The sequence below is a fragment of the Mycobacterium sp. C31M genome (genome assembly GCF_053345865.1).
On the sequence record NZ_JBKFAX010000008.1, the window covers coordinates 184,180 to 202,575 of the forward strand.

At 68.2% G+C, this 18,396-nt stretch carries 18 protein-coding genes; 12 read left to right on the forward strand and 6 right to left on the reverse strand.

Annotated features, from left to right (window positions below):
* Nucleotides 1-6 precede the first annotated feature (6 nt).
* The 5 genes from ACLBYA_RS14315 to ACLBYA_RS14335 all read left to right on the forward strand — a co-directional run bounded on the left by ACLBYA_RS14315 (nucleotide 7) and on the right by ACLBYA_RS14335 (nucleotide 5,996).
* Entirely contained in the window at nucleotides 7-894 is an 888-nt protein-coding gene (locus tag ACLBYA_RS14315; RefSeq protein WP_447710078.1) for a phosphoribosylaminoimidazolesuccinocarboxamide synthase, read from the forward strand.
* A complete protein-coding gene (locus tag ACLBYA_RS14320) occupies nucleotides 891-3,035 on the forward strand; it encodes a S9 family peptidase (protein ID WP_447710079.1) in 2,145 nt (714 codons plus the stop codon). Before ACLBYA_RS14315 ends, ACLBYA_RS14320 begins: the two co-directional genes overlap by 4 nt.
* Before the next feature lie 33 nt (nucleotides 3,036-3,068).
* On the forward strand, nucleotides 3,069-3,557 hold the full coding sequence (locus ACLBYA_RS14325) for a glutathione peroxidase (RefSeq protein WP_447710080.1): 489 nt from the start codon (nucleotides 3,069-3,071) through the stop codon (nucleotides 3,555-3,557).
* Nucleotides 3,558-3,631: 74 nt separating this feature from the next.
* A complete protein-coding gene (locus ACLBYA_RS14330) occupies nucleotides 3,632-4,336 on the forward strand; it encodes a DUF2334 domain-containing protein (protein ID WP_447710081.1) in 705 nt (234 codons plus the stop codon).
* Nucleotides 4,337-4,352: 16 nt separating this feature from the next.
* Complete coding sequence (locus tag ACLBYA_RS14335; protein ID WP_447710082.1) at nucleotides 4,353-5,996, forward strand: FAD-binding dehydrogenase; 1,644 nt, start codon at nucleotides 4,353-4,355, stop codon at nucleotides 5,994-5,996.
* On the opposite strand, the gene ACLBYA_RS14340 is transcribed toward ACLBYA_RS14335, so the two are convergent.
* On the reverse strand, nucleotides 5,909-6,490 hold the full coding sequence (locus ACLBYA_RS14340) for a hypothetical protein (protein WP_447710083.1): 582 nt from the start codon (nucleotides 6,488-6,490) through the stop codon (nucleotides 5,909-5,911). The genes ACLBYA_RS14335 and ACLBYA_RS14340 overlap by 88 nt on opposite strands.
* Nucleotides 6,491-6,537: 47 nt before the next feature.
* Nucleotides 6,538-7,191: an MBL fold metallo-hydrolase gene (locus ACLBYA_RS14345; protein ID WP_447710084.1), complete on the reverse strand. Its 654-nt coding sequence runs from the start codon at nucleotides 7,189-7,191 to the stop codon at nucleotides 6,538-6,540.
* Between the two features lie 79 nt (nucleotides 7,192-7,270).
* Between ACLBYA_RS14345 and purS the strand changes: the two genes are divergently transcribed.
* Nucleotides 7,271-7,510: a phosphoribosylformylglycinamidine synthase subunit PurS gene (gene purS, locus ACLBYA_RS14350; protein ID WP_057167889.1), complete on the forward strand. Its 240-nt coding sequence runs from the start codon at nucleotides 7,271-7,273 to the stop codon at nucleotides 7,508-7,510.
* Nucleotides 7,507-8,187 (forward strand): phosphoribosylformylglycinamidine synthase subunit PurQ, encoded by a 681-nt coding sequence (purQ, locus tag ACLBYA_RS14355; RefSeq protein ID WP_447710085.1) that lies wholly within the window; start codon nucleotides 7,507-7,509, stop codon nucleotides 8,185-8,187. Before purS ends, purQ begins: the two co-directional genes overlap by 4 nt.
* Before the next feature lie 78 nt (nucleotides 8,188-8,265).
* On the opposite strand, the gene ACLBYA_RS14360 is transcribed toward purQ, so the two are convergent.
* Entirely contained in the window at nucleotides 8,266-9,063 is a 798-nt protein-coding gene (locus tag ACLBYA_RS14360; RefSeq protein WP_447710086.1) for a family 1 encapsulin nanocompartment shell protein, read from the reverse strand.
* Complete coding sequence (locus ACLBYA_RS14365; protein ID WP_447710087.1) at nucleotides 9,060-10,121, reverse strand: Dyp-type peroxidase; 1,062 nt, start codon at nucleotides 10,119-10,121, stop codon at nucleotides 9,060-9,062. The genes ACLBYA_RS14360 and ACLBYA_RS14365 overlap by 4 nt, the downstream gene beginning before the upstream one ends.
* A 50-nt stretch (nucleotides 10,122-10,171) precedes the next feature.
* On the opposite strand from ACLBYA_RS14365, the gene ACLBYA_RS14370 reads away from it, so the two are divergent.
* The gene (locus ACLBYA_RS14370; protein ID WP_447710088.1) at nucleotides 10,172-11,419 is read left to right on the forward strand and encodes a M18 family aminopeptidase; all 1,248 of its coding nucleotides are present in this window, start codon (nucleotides 10,172-10,174) and stop codon (nucleotides 11,417-11,419) included.
* Nucleotides 11,420-11,918: 499 nt separating this feature from the next.
* On the opposite strand, the gene ACLBYA_RS14375 is transcribed toward ACLBYA_RS14370, so the two are convergent.
* Complete coding sequence (locus tag ACLBYA_RS14375; protein ID WP_447710089.1) at nucleotides 11,919-12,302, reverse strand: ester cyclase; 384 nt, start codon at nucleotides 12,300-12,302, stop codon at nucleotides 11,919-11,921.
* 77 nt (nucleotides 12,303-12,379) lie between these two features.
* Here ACLBYA_RS14375 and ACLBYA_RS14380 point away from each other — a divergent pair, with 77 nt between their 5' ends.
* Genes ACLBYA_RS14380 through ACLBYA_RS14395 form a run of 4 tightly spaced genes read left to right on the forward strand, consistent with a single transcriptional unit; the run spans nucleotide 12,380 to nucleotide 17,967 of the window.
* Nucleotides 12,380-12,727, forward strand: coding sequence for a VOC family protein (locus ACLBYA_RS14380; RefSeq protein WP_447710090.1), 348 nt, complete (start codon nucleotides 12,380-12,382; stop codon nucleotides 12,725-12,727).
* Nucleotides 12,728-13,930, forward strand: a complete 1,203-nt coding sequence (locus ACLBYA_RS14385; RefSeq protein WP_447710091.1) for a cation:proton antiporter — start codon at nucleotides 12,728-12,730, stop codon at nucleotides 13,928-13,930.
* A gap of 33 nt (nucleotides 13,931-13,963) precedes the next feature.
* Nucleotides 13,964-16,249, forward strand: coding sequence for a phosphoribosylformylglycinamidine synthase subunit PurL (purL, locus tag ACLBYA_RS14390; protein ID WP_447710166.1), 2,286 nt, complete (start codon nucleotides 13,964-13,966; stop codon nucleotides 16,247-16,249).
* Nucleotides 16,246-17,967: an alpha/beta hydrolase gene (locus ACLBYA_RS14395; RefSeq protein ID WP_447710092.1), complete on the forward strand. Its 1,722-nt coding sequence runs from the start codon at nucleotides 16,246-16,248 to the stop codon at nucleotides 17,965-17,967. Before purL ends, ACLBYA_RS14395 begins: the two co-directional genes overlap by 4 nt.
* Here ACLBYA_RS14395 and ACLBYA_RS14400 read toward each other — a convergent pair.
* Nucleotides 17,964-18,386, reverse strand: a complete 423-nt coding sequence (locus ACLBYA_RS14400) for a PPOX class F420-dependent oxidoreductase (protein ID WP_447710093.1) — start codon at nucleotides 18,384-18,386, stop codon at nucleotides 17,964-17,966. The genes ACLBYA_RS14395 and ACLBYA_RS14400 overlap by 4 nt on opposite strands.
* Nucleotides 18,387-18,396 lie beyond the last annotated feature (10 nt).

Below are 18,396 nucleotides of genomic sequence, written 5' to 3' on the forward strand. Positions count from 1 at the left end.
GGATCAATGCGCCCAGCTCTGACCGACTACCAGCATCTGGCCAGCGGCAAGGTACGCGAGTTGTACCGCATCGACGCCGACCACCTGCTGTTCGTTGCCTCCGACCGCATCTCGGCCTTCGACCACATCCTGGACACCCAGATCCCGGACAAGGGCCGGATCCTGACCGCGATGAGCGTGTTCTTCTTCGATCACCTCGGCGTGCCCAACCACCTCGCGGGCCCGCCCGATGACGAGCGCATCCCCGCGGACGTGCTGGGCCGTGCGCTGGTGGTCCGCTCGCTGGAGATGCTGCCCGTGGAATGTGTCGCCCGCGGCTACCTGACCGGCTCCGGGCTGCTGGACTACCAGAAGTCCGGTTCGGTCTGCGGGATCGAGCTGCCCGCCGGGCTGGTCGAGGCCAGCAAGTTCGATCAGCCGCTGTTCACCCCGGCCACCAAGGCCGAGATCGGTGAGCACGACGAGAACGTCTCCTTCGACGCCGTGGTCGGGCTGGTCGGCGCCGGACGGGCCGCCGAGCTGCGCGAGGCGACGTTGGGCATCTACGCCAAGGCCGCCGAGCATGCGCTGAGCAAGGGCATCATCGTTGCCGACACCAAGTTCGAGTTCGGGGTGGATGCCGACGGTCGGTTGGTGCTGGCCGACGAGGTGCTGACTCCCGACTCGTCGCGGTACTGGCCGGCGGACTCCTATCAGGTCGGTGTGGTGCAGCCCAGCTATGACAAGCAATTCGTCCGGAACTGGCTGACCGGCCCGGACTCCGGCTGGGACCGGCACGGTGACGCCCCACCGCCGCCGTTGCCTGCCGAGATCGCCGCGGCAACCCGTGCGCGTTATATCGAGGCCTACGAGCGGATTTCGGGCCTGAGCTTCACCGATTGGATCGGAGCGTGAACGCCCCGGTCGCCAAGCGGGTCGAACACCGCCGCGAGCACCACGGCGACGTCTTCATCGACCACTACGAATGGATGCGCGACAAGGCCGATCCGGAGGTCATCACCCATCTGGAGGCCGAGAACGCACATACCGAGGCGGCGACCGCGGTGCTGGCCCCGCTGCGGCAGCGCATCTTCGACGAGATCAAGGCGCGTACCAAGGAAACCGACCTGTCGGTGCCGACCCGGCGCGACAACTGGTGGTACTACGCCCGCAGTTTCGAGGGCAAGCAGTACGGCGTGCACTGCCGTTGCCCCATCGGCGGCCCCGACGACTGGACCCCGCCCGAACTGGACGAGAACACCGCGGTCCCCGGTGAACAGATCCTGCTCGACGAGAACATCGAGGCCGACGGGCACGAGTTCTTCTCCCTCGGCGCGGTCAGTGTCAGCGTCGACGGCAACATCCTGGCCTACTCGGTGGACGTCAAGGGTGACGAGCGGTACACCTTGCGTTTCAAGGATTTACGCACCGGCGAACTGTACGAGGACACCATCGTCGGGATCGGCGCCGGGGTGACCTGGGGTGCGGACAACCATTCGGTGTACTACACCACCGTCGACGAGGCCTGGCGCCCCGACACCGTGTGGCGGCACCGGTTGGCCGCCGGCCTGCCCGCCGAAAAGGTGTATCACGAGGCCGACGAACGGTATTGGCTCGGCGTCGGTCGCACCCGCAGCAACAAGTACGTCATCATCGCCGCCGGCAGCGCCATCACCTCCGAGGTGCGCTACGCCGATGCCGGTGACCCGGAAGCCGAGTTCACCGTGGTGCTTCCGCGGCGCGACGGTATCGAATATTCCGTCGAGCATGCGGTGGTCGGCGGGCAGGACCGCTTCCTGATCCTGCACAACGACGGCGCGGTGAACTTCACCCTGGTCGAGGCCCCGGTCGACGATCCGACCGCGTTCCGCACCCTGATCGAACACCGTGACGATGTCCGACTCGACGGCGTCGACGCGTTCGAGACGCATCTGGTGGTCAGCTACCGACGCGAGGCGCTGCCGCGGATTCAGCTGTGGCCCATCGGATCCGACGGCAGCTACGGCGCACCCGCGGAGATCGAGTTCGAATCCGAGTTGATGTCGGCCGGGCTGAGCGGCAACCCGAACTGGTCATCACCCAAGCTGCGGGTGGGTGCGGTGTCCTGGGTCATCCCGGTGCGGGTGTACGACCTGGACATGGTGACCGGCGAACGTACCCTGCTGCGTGAACAACCCGTGCTCGGTGACTACCGGCCCGAGGATTACGTGGAGCGCCGCGACTGGGCGACCGCGGCCGACGGTGCCCGCATCCCGATCTCGATCGTGCACCGCGCCGGGTTGGCGTTCCCCGCGCCGACGCTGCTGTACGGTTACGGCGCCTACGAGTCCTGCGAGGATCCCCGGTTCTCGATCGCGCGGCTGTCCCTGCTCGACCGCGGCATGGTGTTCGTCGTCGCACACGTGCGTGGCGGCGGCGAGCTGGGCCGGCCCTGGTACGAGGACGGCAAGCTGCTGCGCAAGGGCAACACCTTCACCGATTTCGTCGCGGTCGCAGAACATCTGGTGCTCACCGATCTGACCCGGCCGGGCAATCTGGTCGCCCTGGGCGGCAGCGCCGGCGGTCTGCTGGTGGGTGCGGTGCTCAACATCGCACCGCACCTGTTCGCCGGCGTGCTGGCCCAGGTCCCGTTTGTCGACCCGTTGACCACCATTCTGGACCCGTCCCTGCCGCTCACCGTCACCGAATGGGACGAGTGGGGAAATCCGTTGGCGGACAAGGATGTCTACGAGTACATGAAGGCGTACTCGCCGTATGAGAACGTCGCATCCCTGGACTACCCGGCGGTGCTGGCGATGACCTCGCTCAACGACACCCGGGTGTACTACGTGGAACCGGCGAAATGGGTTGCCGCGCTGCGGCACGCCCAGTTGGAGCCCGATGATGCCAAGGTGCTGCTCAAGACCGAGATGGTGGCCGGGCACGGCGGTATCAGCGGTCGATACGAGCGCTGGAAGGAGGCGGCCTTCCAGTACGCCTGGATCCTGGCCACCGCCGACGCCGCCAACCACGGGCAGGGGCAGACCGACAGCCTGTTCGGCGGGCCCAGGCTCTAGCGCGCCGCCCGCGGGGCCGCTAGCGTCGGGACGGTGAGCCTGAACAACATTCCGCTGACCACACTCGACGGCCAGGTCACCACCCTGGCCGAATTGTCCGATGGCGCAACCTTGGTGGTCAACGTCGCCTCCAAATGCGGCCTGACCCCGCAGTACAGTGCGCTGGAGAAGCTGGCCCAGGACTATGCCGCGCGGGGTCTGACCGTCGTCGGCGTCCCGTGCAACCAGTTCATGGGACAGGAGCCCGGGACGGCCGAGGAGATCCAGACCTTCTGCTCGACCACCTACGGGGTGACCTTCCCGCTGCTGGCCAAGACCGATGTCAACGGTGACGACCGGCATCCGCTGTATGCCGAGCTGATCAAGGCCGCCGACACCGACGGACAGGCCGGCGACATCCAGTGGAACTTCGAGAAGTTCCTGCTGGCCCCGGACGGAAGCGTGGTCAACCGGTTCCGTCCCCGCACCGAACCGGACGCCCCCGAGGTGGTCAGCGCGATCGAGGCCGTGCTGCCGAGGTAGCCGGCCCGGAAAAGCCACGTGCTGTCCGGGTGTTCGCAACCGTCACGACACCTGACGTTGCGACACTGACAGCCGTGACCGCCGAACTGATCGTCTCGATCTCCGGGATCAGAGACCGCACCCTGAGCGATGTCGACGCCATCTGCGAGGACCTCGACGCCCGCGGCATCCCGGTGTCACTGCTGGTCGCGCCGCGGCTCAAGGGCGGCTACCGGCTGGAGTCCGACGCGCGCACGGTGGGCTGGCTGTCCGAACGCCGCGCCGGCGGCGACGCCATCGTCCTGCAGGGGTTTGACGAGGCCGCCACCAAGGCACGCCGCAGCGAGTTCGCGACATTGCCCGCGCATGAGGCCAACCTGCGCCTGATGGCCGCCGACCGGGTGCTCGAACACCTGCACCTGCGCACCCGCCTGTTCGCCGCACCGGGCTGGACGGTATCCGAGGGCACTGTCCTGGCCTTGCCACGCAACGGGTTCCGGCTGCTCGTCGGGATGACCAGCGTCACCGACCTGGTGCGTGAGCACACCGAACGGACCCGGGTCCTCGGCATCGGTGCCGGCTTCCTGACCGACCCGTGGTGGTGTCGCACGCTGGTGCTGTCCGCCGAGCGCACGGCGCGGCGTGGCGGCACCGTACGGCTGGCGATCTCGGCCCGGCAGCTCGGCAAGATCGGACCCCGTCAGGCCGTGTTCGACGCCATCGACCTGGCCCTCCTGCACGGCTGCACGCCGGACACCTACCGGTGGGAGCCGGATCCCGCCCTGAGCGACGCCGCCTGAGGCTAGGTTTGTCGGCATGGCAGATGCCGACGTCATCGTGGTGGGTGCGGGACTGGCCGGGCTGGTCGCCGCTGCAGAACTGATCGAACGCGGTCGCCGCGTGCTGATCGTCGATCAGGAGAACGCCGCCAATATCGGCGGGCAGGCTTACTGGTCGTTCGGTGGCCTGTTCCTGGTGGACAGCCCCGAGCAGCGCCGCCTGGGTATCCGGGACAGTCACGAACTGGCGCTGCAGGACTGGTTGGGCAGCGCCGGCTTCGACCGCGAAGAGGATCACTGGCCGCGGCAGTGGGCGCACGCCTACGTCGATTTCGCGGCGGGGGAGAAGCGTGCCTGGCTGCGCGAGCGGGGCCTGCAGACCTTCGCGATGGTCGGTTGGGCCGAACGCGGCGGCTACGGTGCGCTGGGCCATGGCAATTCGGTGCCCCGCTTCCACATCACCTGGGGCACCGGGCCGGCGCTGGTCGACCTGTTCGCCCGCCGGTTACACGGCCAGCCGCGGGCCAAGTTCGTCCACCGGCACCGCGTCGATGAGCTGATCGTCGACAACGGTGCGGTGGTCGGTGTGCGCGGATCGGTGCTGGAGCCCTCCGATGCGGTGCGGGGCGTGGCATCCTCACGGAATATCGTGGGCGACTTCGAGTTCCGGGCGCAGACCGTCATCGTGGCCAGTGGCGGTATCGGGGGCAATCATGATCTGGTGCGCAAGAACTGGCCGGCTCGGATGGGCCGGGTGCCCGAACAGTTGCTGTCCGGGGTGCCCGAGCATGTCGATGGCCGGATGCTGGGTATCAGCGAGGCCGCCGGCGCGCGCATCATCAACAGCGACCGGATGTGGCACTACACCGAGGGCATCACCAACTACGACCCGGTGTGGCCCAAGCACGGCATCCGGATCCTGCCCGGGCCGTCTTCGCTGTGGCTGGACGCCACCGGAAAGCGGCTACCGGTGCCGCTGTACCCGGGTTTCGACACCCTGGGCACGTTGGAGCACATCGCGGCCACCGGCCACGACTACACCTGGTTCGTGCTGAACGCGCGGATCATCGCCAAGGAGTTCGGGCTGTCCGGGCAGGAGCAGAACCCGGATCTGACCGGGCGCAGCGTGCGCGATGTCCTCGGGCGTGGCCGCGGCGGCGGGCCCGCGCCGGTGCGGGCCTTCGTCGACAAGGGGGTCGACTTCGTCACCGCAAATTCGTTGCGCGAGTTGGTCGCCGCCATGAACGAGGTCCCCGATGTCACCCCGCTGGACTACGCGGCCGTCGAAGCCGAGGTCACCGCCCGCGACCGCGAGGTGGTCAACAAGTTCACCAAGGACAGCCAGATCACTGCGATCCGCGGGGCGCGGGAGTACCTGCCGGACCGGATCGCGCGCGTCGTCGCCCCGCATCGGCTGACCGACCCGAAGGCCGGTCCGCTGATCGCGGTGAAACTGCACATCCTGACCCGGAAGTCACTGGGCGGGCTGGAGACCGATCTGGACGCCCGGGTGATCAAGGCCGACGGGACGGTGTTCGACGGGCTGTACGCCGCCGGCGAGGCCGCCGGATTCGGTGGCGGCGGTGTACACGGCTACCGGTCGCTGGAGGGCACGTTCCTGGGCGGCTGTGTGTTCTCCGGCCGGGCCGCCGGGCGGGCCGCCGCCGCGGGTAGCGCCTGAGGACCGGCCGCCAGGATCGCCAGGCACACCGTCGCCGAGGCGAAGAACACCGACCCGATGTTGTCGGTCAGATAGTGCAGATCGGTGGCCGCCATGCTCAGCCCGCCGATCACCGCGACCACCCCGGCGAGCACCATCACCCAGGCCGCGTACCCCGCGGCGACCACCAGCATGGCCGTCACCGTCAGGACGACGGTGGTGTGCCCGCTGGGGTAGGCCAGCGCATCACCCTTGTAGCGGCCGAACAGCGGTTTGAAGACCCGCGTCAAGATGACCGACACCAGCGGACACAGCGCCACCACGACGGCCAACCGCCAGCGTCGCCGGATGAGCGCGACGATCACTGCGATGCCGAGCGTCACCATCATGGTCAGCGACCAGCTGAAGTACAGCATCCAGATCGGGTCGGTGCCGAACACCTTTTGCATGCCGGCCAGCGTCCGGTCGTCGAACGCGGTCGGTCCGTCGCCGACGGCCAGGCCGAGGGCGACCATCGCCGCGATGCCGATCGGTGGCCACCACAGCAGTAGTCGATGCCGGGTCAGAACTGTGTTCCGTTCTCCTCGTCGAGGACCTGGAAGTCGGTGTCGGTCATCTCCGAGAGCCGGCCGTAGAAGATGCCGCGCGCCGACGGATCGATGATGCCCTGATGGATCGGGACGGCTCTGCTCGGCGCGACCGCGCGCAGATACTCGACGGCCTCGGAGACTTTCATCCACGGCGCGGCGGCCGGGGTGGCCAGCACGTCGACCGGCTCGCCGGGGACGAACAGGGCGTCGCCGGGATGCATCAGCCGGGCCGGGTGGTCGGCATCGCCGATCACGTAGGAGGTGTTGTCGATCACCGGGATCTCGGGGTGGATCACCGCGTGCGTGCCGCCGACCCCGCGCACCGTCAGGTGGCCGATGGTGAAACTGTCCCCGGCGTGCACCGCCGTCCACGGGGCACCGAGTTGGGCCGCCGTCTGCGGGTCCGCGTACAGCTTGGCCTGCGGGTTCGCCTCCAGCAGTGCGGGCAGTCGGGCGGTGTCGGCGTGGTCGGGGTGCTGGTGGGTGATCAGGATCGCGTCGAGACCACCGATGCCCTCGAAACCGTGCGAGAACGTGCCCGGATCGAAGAGCACCTGCACGTGGCCACCGGAACCGTCGGGGAAGTCGGCCAGCAGGCAGGAGTGTCCGAAGTGCGTCAGTTGCATGGCTCCATTGTGGCCCGCGGGCGCGCCGGTAGAGTTATGCCCGATCAAGATCCCCTATCGACCCTTTGAAGGAGCGCCCGTGGCCCGCGTCGTAGTGCACGTGATGCCCAAGGCCGAGATTCTCGACCCGCAGGGACAGGCCATCGTCGGCGCGTTGGGCCGGCTCGGCCACGGCGGTGTCGCCGATGTGCGCCAGGGCAAGCGGTTCGAGCTCGAGGTCGACGATTCGGTGTCCGACGAGGCGCTGAACGAGATCGCCGAGTCGCTGCTCGCCAACACGGTCATCGAGGAGTTCTCGGTCAGCCGGGAGAACTCGTGACCGCCACCGGCCGCATCGGCGTCATCACCTTCCCGGGCACGCTCGACGATGTCGATGCCGCGCGGGCGGTCAAGCTCGCCGGCGGCGAGGCCGTCAGTTTGTGGCACGCCGACGCCGACCTCCAGGGCGTCGACGCCGTCGTGGTGCCCGGCGGATTCTCCTACGGCGATTACCTGCGCGCCGGGGCGATCGCCAGCTTCGCGCCCGTGATGCGTTCGGTGGTCGACGCGGCCAAGGGCGGACTGCCGGTTCTGGGGATCTGCAACGGTTTTCAGGTGCTGTGCGAGGCCGGGCTGCTGCCGGGTGCGCTGACCCGCAACGCCGGTCTGCACTTCATCTGCCGCGATGTCTGGCTGCAGGTCGCGTCCAACTCGTCGGCGTGGACGACGCGCTACGAGCAGGACGCAGATCTGTTGGTGCCGTTGAAGTCCGGTGAGGGTCGGTACGTGGCGTCGGAGGCCGTGCTCGACGAGCTCGAGGGTGAGGGCCGCGTGGTGTTCCGCTACCGCGAGAACCTCAACGGTTCGATGCGCGGGATCGCCGGGGTGAGTTCGGCCGACGGCCGCGTCGTCGGGCTGATGCCGCACCCCGAGCACGCCACCGAACCGCTGACCGGGCCGTCCGATGACGGGCTGGGCCTGTTCTACTCCGCGCTGGATGCGGTACTGACGGCCTGAGTTTTCGCGCGAGCGACCGCGCAGTGTCACCGCCGACGGCGTGTCGCTGTGCAGACGCGGTCGCTCGCGGGGTATGGCTCAGCTGCTGAGGGCGACCACGGCCTCGGCGGTGTAGGCCAGGAATGTGAACGTCTCCTGCAGGTACAGCTGCACGCTGTCGGCATCGTGGGACAGGTAGCCGATGGACACGTCGGTGCCCAGCTGCAGATCGAAATCGCCACCCCGGGTGGACAACACGAACGCACCGTCGATGGCAGGCGCCCAGATGATGTCACCGTCGACCAGCCGGTTCAGGTGCTCGCGGATCGGATAGCCGTGCGCGGTGGTCTCACTGACCTTGGTGTACACCTCGGCCGACAGCAGCACACTGTACGGGCCGTCGACACCGGCCAGTCGCAGCTCGGAGAGCGCCTGGCTGATGACATCGGGGATCTCCCGCGGATCCTCGGGCAGCGCCAGATTCGGGCACGAGCTGGCCTTGCGGATGCCCTCGATGGACGCCGCGGCGTAGCCCTCGAAGATGGCCCTGTCCTCGGCAAAGGCCAGCTTCTTGGCCGCATCCTTGACCGGGTCCCAGTCCGAATCCTGCGATCCGCGCTCGACATCGTCGATATCGCTGCGCGCCACCGTGAACGGCACCCGCAGCCGCACCAGCGGCTTGGACTCCCGCAGATGCGCGATCACGCCGTCGCCGGGGGAGGTGACGTCACGCAGGTGGCCCGTGCTCACCGCCGCGGTCACCGGACCACCGGGCTCACTGACGTCGACCACCCGGCGACCGGCGATGTGCCGCTTGAAGGTTCGGCTGGCCTCCAGCTCGATCTCGGCCCACGCGGCTGCGGTGATGGGGGCGAGGTCGCGGTACAGGTTGTTCATTGGCGGATTCCTTTCAGGCTGCCGATCGCAAGCGAGTAGTCAGGCGCCGGCGGAGCCGGCAGATCCAGCACCGGCGGAGCCGGCAGATCCAGCACCGGCGCCGCCTCTGCCGCTGCTTCCGGAACCGGCAGCGGCGGCGGGTCATCGAGAAGATCGATGGTGGGCACGAAGAACATTCCGCCGGTGACGGCGGTCGAGAAATCCAGGATCCGGTCGGTGTTGCCGACCGGATTGCCGATGAACATGTTGTGCAGCATCTGCTCGGTGACCGCCGGGGTACGCGAGTATCCGATGAAATAGGTGCCGAACTCGCCGTTGCCGACGGTGCCGTAGGGCATGTTGCGCCGGACGATCTTGAGCTCGTTGCCGTCCTCGTCGGTGATGACGTTCAGCGCGATATGCGAATTCGCGGGCTTCACATCGTCATCCATCTCGATGTCGTCACTCTTGGTGCGGCCGATCACCTTCTGCTGTTCGTCCACCGGCAGCGCCCGCCAGGCCGCCATGTCGTGCACGTACCGCTGGATGTGCACATAGCAGCCGCCCACGAAATCCGGGTCCTCGGCGCCGATGCGGGTGGCGTTCTCGGCGACGGCCCCGTTCGGGTTCTCGGTGCCGTCGACGAATCCGAGCAGATCGCGATTGTCGAAATAGGCGAACCCGTGCACTTCGTCGGCCGCGGTCACCGCACCCTCGAGGGCCTCCATCAGCCGGCCGGCCAGCTCGAAGCAGACATCCATGGTCTCGGCGCGGATGTGGAACAACAGATCCCCCGGGGTTGCCGGTGCGTGATGGCGTTCACCGGACAGCGGGACGAACGGATGCAGGTCGGCCGGCCGGGGACCGCTGAACAACCGGTCCCAGGCGTCCGACCCGATCCCGGTCACCACCGACAGACATTTGGTCGGATCCCGGAATCCGATGGCCGAGACCATGCCCGAGATCTCGGGAAGCAGATCGTGCACGGTCTGCGCACCGTCGACATCAATGGTGACCACCAGGAAGATGGCCGCTGACGTCAACGGATTGACCACCTCTTGGGGCAGCGGCTCTGGCACAAAAGGACCTTAGCGCCACCTACCGGCACCGCGCGGGCCAAGATACAAAGATGGCAGCTAGCCCCCAGAGTCTGTGCAGCTTCATCGACAGTGCCCCGTCGCCGTTCCATGTATGCGCCACCGCGGCGCAGCAGCTGACCGCGGCCGGTTACACCGAACTGTCCGAGGCCGACGCCTGGCCGGCGCACGGCCGCCACTTCGTGATCCGGGCCGGCTCGCTGGTGGCCTGGGACTCGCGGGTGGGGGACAAGCCGTTCCGGATCGTCGGCGGCCACACCGACAGCCCCAATCTGCGGGTCAAGCAGCACCCCGACCGGGTGATCGCCGGCTGGCAGGTGGTCGCGCTGCAGCCTTACGGCGGAGCCTGGTTGAACTCCTGGCTGGACCGCGATCTCGGCATCAGTGGCCGGCTGTCGGTGCGCAGCGGCAATAGCATCAGCCATCAGCTGGTCCGCATCGACGACCCGATCCTGCGGGTCCCGCAACTGGCCATCCACCTCTCCGATGACCGCAAGGGTGTCAGCCTGGACCCGCAACGCCACGTCAACGCGGTGTGGGGGACCGGCGGGTGGCGGTCATTCCTCGGTTATGTCGCAGAACAGGCCGGGGTCGCCGAACCCGACGTGCTGGGCTTCGACCTGATGACCCACGACCTGACGCCGTCGGCAGTCACCGGAGTCGACGGCGATTTTGTCAGCGCGCCGCGGTTGGACAACCAGGCCACCTGCCACGCCGGACTGGAGGCGTTGCTGAGCGTCACCGCCACCGATCACCTCCCGGTGCTCGCGCTGTTCGACCACGAGGAGGTGGGCTCGCAATCCGATCACGGCGCCCAATCCGACCTGCTGTTGACGGTGTTGGAACGGATCACCCTGGCGGCCGGAGGCAGCCGGGAGGACCTGCTGCGCCGGCTGTCGCAGTCGATGGTGGCCTCCGGCGATATGGCGCACGCCACCCATCCGAACTACCCGGAGCGCCACGAACCGGGCCACCAGATCGAGGTCAACGGTGGCCCGGTGCTCAAGGTGCAACCGAACCTGCGCTACGCCACCGACGGCCGGACCGCGGCGGCGTTCGCGCTTGCGTGCGCCCAGGCCGGGGTGCCGCTGCAGCGTTACGAGCACCGCGCCGATCTGCCCTGCGGTTCGACCATCGGTCCGATGACCTCGGCCGGCACCGGAATCCCCACCGTCGACGTGGGTGCGGCGCAGTTGGCCATGCACTCGGCCCGCGAGGTGATGGGCGCCCACGATGTCGCGGCCTACTCGGCGGCCCTGGCGGCGTTCCTGGCGCCCTAACTCGGCGCCCGAGATCTGGGCCGAGATACCCACCGGTGCGCCGCACGCCGTAGTACTCGCGACGGCCGTTGCCCGCGGTACCGGCGGTGTGCACGCCCGGGACCAGGACCCCGGCGACCGGGTTGATCAATCGCAGCCACCAGGGCGCGCCGGCCAGCGCCGCGGGCACCGGTCGCAGCAGTCGGTCGAATCGTGCCGGCCCACCGAGGTGGGCCTCGACATCGAGATCGGCGGCGCGCACCCGCAGTCGGTCGGTGTCCAGCACCGCGTCCACGGCGCCGACCCGGACGGTGTCGAATGTGTAAGTGGTCGAGACGAACTCGGCGACCTCATCGGACGGTGCCAGCAGTATCCGTTGGTCGTCGACGGTCTGCACCATCACATCGGCGAACGCGCCGAACGGCGAGGACCGCCAGACCCCGACCACGAACCGGATCCCGGCGTCGGTGCCGAAACCCGCGATATGGCCGCGGAAGAGCAGTCGCTGCATACCGCCAATCTAGAGTTCGCCCGCGTCGTACCGGATGACGTTCTCCACGACCACGCCGTCGCGGGTGCGCACTCGATCCATCCCGCGGATCGTGATCGGCCCGGAGGCCGCCGTCCCGGTGCCCGTGTAGTGCAGGAACACCAGTTCCTCGCCGGCCTGCGCCCCCGGCACGGTCGCGCTGTCGACCAGGGTGAGCCGCAGATCGGGTACCGCGGAGACCAGTTCGGCGATCTTGGCGACATAGGCCGCGCGTCCACGCACCGGTATCGGGTCGCCGGGCCAGTGCCCGACGATGTCGTCGGCCAGCAACCCGCCGATGCGGGCCGGGTCGGGTGCGGTCCAGAACGCGGCCCACAGTTCGGCGGTGAATTTCGGTGCAATCGTGTTCGTCATGCCGTCCAGAGTGCGACTGCCGACCGGGTCACTCAATTACGTGGGAAGTAATTGCTCCGAACCATTAGCGTTGGGGCATGGGACTGACCATAGAGATGATCACGTTCGATTGTTCGGATCCCGACGGCCTCGCCGACTGGTGGTCCAAGGCGGTGGGTGGCGACGTGAACGCCGTCGCCCCAGGGGAATTCGTCATGGTGGCCCAGGAGGGTCGCGCGGCGCTGGGCTTCCAGCGGGTGCCCGATCCGACGCCCGGCAAGAACAAGGTGCACCTGGATCTGCACGCCGCGGACAAGGAGGCCGAAGTGGCCCGCCTGGTCGGCCTCGGAGCCTCCGAGATCGGGCGCAACAGCTTCGGTGAGGAGTTCCAGTGGGTGACGCTGACCGACCCGGAGGGCAACGCGTTCTGCATCTCGGGTAGCTGAGTGCTGCTGTCGTTCGTCATCGTCTCGTGCGTGCTGGCCGGGTGGGCGCTGTCGGCCAGACGGCTGAAACGCTGGCGGATCACCGCTCCGCTGTTCCTGGTGGTCGCCGGCGCGCTGGTGGAGTACTTCACCCACGGCTCGCTGGCTGACACCCTCAACTCCGAGACCGCGCAGCACGCCGCCGAGATCATTCTGGCCGTCCTGCTGTTCGTCGACGCGAACGCCATCCGTCGCGGCATGTTCGGTGAGCACCCGCGTGCGGCCGCCCGACTGCTCTTCATCGCGCTGCCGCTGAGCATGGGACTGGCGGTCCTGCTCGGGGCCTGGCTGCTACCGAGTCTGTCGTTGGCCGTCCTCGTCGTCATCGCCTGCATCGCGGTCCCGATCGACTTCGCCCCGGCACCGTCGATCGTGCGGGACCGGTTGATCCCGAGCCGGGTCCGCGACCTGCTCAACGTCGAAGCCGGTTACAGCGACGGCATCATCTCGCCGATCTTCGTCTTCGCGCTCATCGTCGCCGACATCGAGGCGGACGCCGGCTCGGCCTGGGAGGCGGTCGGTGACGCGTTCCCGCACGCCGCCAAGGCCATCGTCGTCGGACTGTGCGTCGGTGGTGGACTGGCCCTGGCCGCCAACCTCGCCGGACGGAGCGGCCTGATGACCGAGCAGTCCAAGCGGGTCCTCACGGTCGCCGCACCGGCCCTGGCCTACACCCTGAGCCTCGGCATCCACGCCAACGGCTTCGTCGCGGCCTTCCTGTGCGGTATCGGTTACCACTACTTCCGGCGCACCGAGGACCCCGAGCGTGACCTGGAACTGATCGAGGACATCAGCTTCCTGCTGACCGCGCTGATGTGGTTCGTATTCGGCGGCGTCGTCCTCATCGCGTCCTGGCACACCGGGCTGACCGTGGGCATCGTGGTGTTCTGCCTGCTGGCGATCACGCTGGTGCGGATGCTGCCGGTGGCCGTGGCGATGCTGGGATCGCGGTTCAGCTGGCCGGAGCGCCTGCTGCTCGGCTGGCTGGGTCCGCGCGGCGCGGCGGCCATCGTGCTGGGGCTGCTGGCGTTCAATGTGCTCGACGATCCGGAGGAGCACATCGTGCTGCTCACCATGGTCGTCATGGTGTGCAGCAGCGTCCTGCTGCACGGTTTCGGGGCCCCGGTGGCGGCGCGGGCGTTCGCCCGCACGCAGAGCGAATAAACTATCCGGGTGACATCCGCGCACCCGCAGGAAATTGACACCGTCGAGCGCGCCGCGGCGTCGCCCGACCAGCCGCAGCCCTTCCGTGAGCTCGGCCTCAAGGACGACGAATACCAGCGGATCCGCGAGATCCTCGGCCGCCGTCCCACCGATGCCGAGCTGGCGATGTACTCGGTGATGTGGAGCGAGCACTGCTCCTACAAATCCTCCAAGGTGCACCTGCGCTACTTCGGTGAGACCACCACCGACGAGATGCGCGCGGGCATGCTGGCCGGTATCGGCGAGAACGCCGGTGTGGTCGACATCGGCGACGGATGGGCGGTCACCTTCAAGGTCGAGTCGCACAACCACCCGTCCTATGTGGAGCCCTATCAGGGTGCGGCCACCGGTGTCGGCGGCATCGTGCGCGACATCATGGCGATGGGCGCCCGGCCGGTCGCGGTCATGGATCAGCTGCGCTTCGGCGCCGCCGATGCCCCGGACACCCGCCGGGTGCTCGACGGTGTGGTGCGCGGTGTCGGCGGCTACGGCAACTCGCTGGGCCTGCCCAATATCGGCGGCGAGACGGTGTTCGACGCCTCCTACGCCGGCAACCCGCTGGTGAACGCGCTGTGTGTCGGTGTGCTGCGCAAGGAGGATCTGCACCTGGCGTTCGCATCGGGCACCGGCAACAAGATCATCCTGTTCGGTGCGCGCACCGGACTGGACGGTATCGGCGGCGTGAGCGTGCTGGCCAGTGAGACCTTCGGTGGAGATGAGGGCGGCGGCCCCGGCCGCAAGAAGCTGCCCGCGGTGCAGGTCGGCGACCCGTTCATGGAGAAGGTGCTCATCGAGTGCTGCCTGGAGCTCTACGCCGCCGACCTGGTGGTCGGCATCCAGGACCTCGGCGGTGCCGGATTGTCCTGCGCCACCTCCGAATTGGCGTCCGCCGGCGACGGTGGCATGCGTGTCGAGCTGGATGCGGTGCCGCAGCGCGCCGCCGATATGACCCCGGCCGAGATCCTGTCCAGCGAATCGCAGGAACGGATGTGCGCGGTCGTCACTCCGGAGAACGTGGACAAGTTCCTGGCGGTCTGCCGCAAGTGGGACGTGCTGGCCAGCGTCATCGGTGAGGTCACCGACGGTGACCGGCTGCAGATCACCTGGCACGGCGAGACCGTCGTGGATGTCCCGCCGCGCACCGTCGCACACGAGGGCCCGGTCTACCAGCGCCCCGTCGCCCGCCCGGACACCCAGGACGCGCTGATCGCCGATACCTCGGCCGGTCTGGCCCGCCCGGTGACCGGCGACGAGCTGAAGGCGACTCTGCTTGCGTTGCTGGGCAGCCCGCACCTGTGCAGCCGGGCCTTCATCACCGAACAGTACGACCGCTACGTGCGGGGCAACACCGTGTTGGCCGAGCATGCCGACGGTGGTGTGCTGCGCATCGACGAGGAGACCGGCCGCGGAGTCGCGGTGTCCACCGACGCCTCGGGTCGCTACACCCAGCTCGATCCGTATGCCGGCGCCCAGCTCGCGCTGGCCGAGGCCTACCGCAACGTCGCGGTCACCGGCGCGACCCCGGTCGCGGTGACCAACTGCCTGAACTTCGGCTCTCCGGAGGATCCGGGCGTCATGTGGCAGTTCTCCCAGGCCGTCCGCGGTCTGGCCGATGGTTGTGCGGCACTGGGCATTCCGGTCACCGGCGGCAACGTCAGCTTCTACAACCAGACCGGCAGCACCGCGATCCTGCCGACCCCGGTGGTCGGTGTTCTCGGCGTCATCGACGATGTCGCCCGGCGCATCCCGACCGGGCTGGGCAACGAGCCCGGTGAGACCCTGCTGCTGCTCGGCGACACCCGCGACGAGTTCGACGGGTCGATCTGGGCGCAGGTCACCGGCGATCACCTCGGTGGGGTGCCGCCGAAGGTCGACCTGGCTCGGGAGAAGCTGCTCGCCGAGGTGCTGACCGCGGCGTCGCGGGACGGACTGGTCTCGGCCGCACACGATCTGAGCGAGGGCGGGCTGATCCAGGCCATCGTGGAGGCGGCGCTGGCCGGTGAGACCGGCGCCCGGGTGATCCTGCCCATCGGGTTCGAGTCTGCTGCCGACGCCTTTGTGTATCTGTTCTCCGAATCGGCGGGCCGCGTGCTGGTCGCGGTGCCGCGCACCGAGGAGAGCCGGTTCCGGTCCATGTGCGAGGCACGCGGACTGCCGGTCGACCGGATCGGCGTGTCTGATGAGGGCAGCAAGGAGATCGAGGTGCAGGGCCTGTTCAGCGTCACGTTGGACGAACTCCGAGAAACCTCCGAGGGCGTGCTGCCCGGGTTGTTCGGGTGATCGATCGGACCAGAATCCAGCACCCGCTACTGCTCTGGGCCTGGAGTCTGGTCCGTCTGGACTTCGTCGGCATCGCCGTCGGCGCACTGTTCTTCTGTCTGTCGCTCACCCCGTCGCTGCTGCCGCGTGATTGGCTGTTTGCCGGCCTGATCGGCGGGATCAATGCCGCGATCGGTTACGGCATCGGCGTACTGCTGGCAAAGGGCCTGCACCGCTTCGTCTTACGCGACCGTGCCTGGTGGCCACCGAGCAAGCGGGTGTTGCGCACCGCCAAGACCATGGTGGTGGCGGGAGCACTGACGGCGCCGGTGCTGATGCTGATCCCCGCCGCGCGCTGGCAGCGGCAGGTATCGGCGCTGATGGGCATCGAAGGTCCTGCGACGCCGGGGTACCTGCGTACCGCGGTGCTGGCCGTGCTCGTCGGGGCCGCCTGCATCTCCGTCTGGCGGGTGCTCAAAGATCTGGTGAAACTGATTGCCCGACTGCTGATCCGGCGTCTACGACTGCACAGCGAGGTCGCCTTCTTCATCGGCACCGCCATCGTCGTGGTGTTGTTCGTGACGATGGTCAACGGTGTGCTGTTCCGGGGCTTCCTGCTCGGCGCCAGTCAGGTGTTCCAGCCGCAGAACTCCACCAGCGCCGCCGATGTCAGCCAGCCGACGGCCCCCGAGCGTTCGGGCAGCCCGGCCTCGTTCGCCTCCTGGGATTCGCTGGGCTACCAGGGGCGCAGCTTCGTCGCAGGCGGACCCGACGCGACCGAACTCGGCAGGCTCAACGGCCGGCCGGCGCGCGAACCCATCCGGGCCTACGCCGGGCTGCAGACCGCCGACACCGACGAGGGCCGGGTGGCGGTGCTGCTCAGTGAATTGGAACGGACCGGCGCCTTCGACCGCGAGGTCCTGGTGCTCATCCCGACAACCGGCACCGGCTGGGTCAACCCGATCGCGGCGCAGGCGATCGAATCGATGTACAACGGTGACACCGCACTGGTCGCGATGCAGTATTCCTATCTGCCCAGCTGGATTTCGTTCCTCGGTGACCGCGAGAAATCGATGGCATCGGCGCGGGCGATGATCGAAGGGATCCACACCCGGTGGGCCGCACTGCAGGAGGCCGACCGGCCCAAGCTGTTGCTCTACGGCGAGAGTCTCGGTTCCTACGCAGGGCAGGGGGCGTTCGGCTGGCTTCCCGATATCGGCGAGATGGATTTCTCCGGGGTGCTGTGGGTCGGCCCGCCGCACGAGAGTTCGTTGTGGAGCGGGCTGGTACAGCGCCGCGACCCGGGCACACCCGAGGTGCAGCCGCGCTACGACAACGGCAGCACTGTGCGGTTCACGCAGGCCGCCGACCCGGCAGATGTGCAACGCATCGCCGAACCCGAATGGGCGGGTACCCGGGTGCTGTTCCTGCAGCACGCCTCCGATCCGGTGGTGTGGTGGTCACCGAATCTGCTGTTCTCCCGGCCGGATTGGCTCACCGAGCCCCGCGGTGTCGACCGGACCGCGTCGATGCGCTGGTATCCGATCGTGACGTTCTGGCAGGTGAGCGCCGATATGACAAACGCATCCGGGGTCCCCGACGGGCACGGTCACAACTACGGTGACACCGTGCTCGACGGCTGGGTCGCGGTGGCGCCGCCGCCGGACTGGACATCGGCCGATACCGAACGGATCCGCACCGAACTGGAGCGCACCTCCGACCCCGACGACGGAGCCTAGGCGTTCCGGATATCGTCCACCAGATCGTGTGGTGGCGTCTCGGTGTCGTCGATGCCGAAGCTGATGATGCGCGTCGGGGTGATCCGGATGATGGCCTCGTCGAGCGGATCGCCGGACCCGCCGACGGCCGCCGGGACCTGCGCGTGTTCGGCGGTGCCGCGGATCTCCAGGCACCGCACCCGCCACGGGTCGCGGGAGAAGATGTCGTCGACGACGAACGCCACCTTGGGATTTCGCCCGACGTTGCGGTACTTCTGGCTGGCCGACATGTGGAATCCGGCGATGTCGATGGTGCCCAGTTCCTCGTTGAAACTGAATCCGACCGGGCTGTTCTGCGGTGTGCCGTCGGACTGGATGGTGGCCAGCCGGCCCAGATCGGCCTGCTGCAGAAAGGCGATTTCGTGCGGTTTGAAGGTCATGTCGCCACGG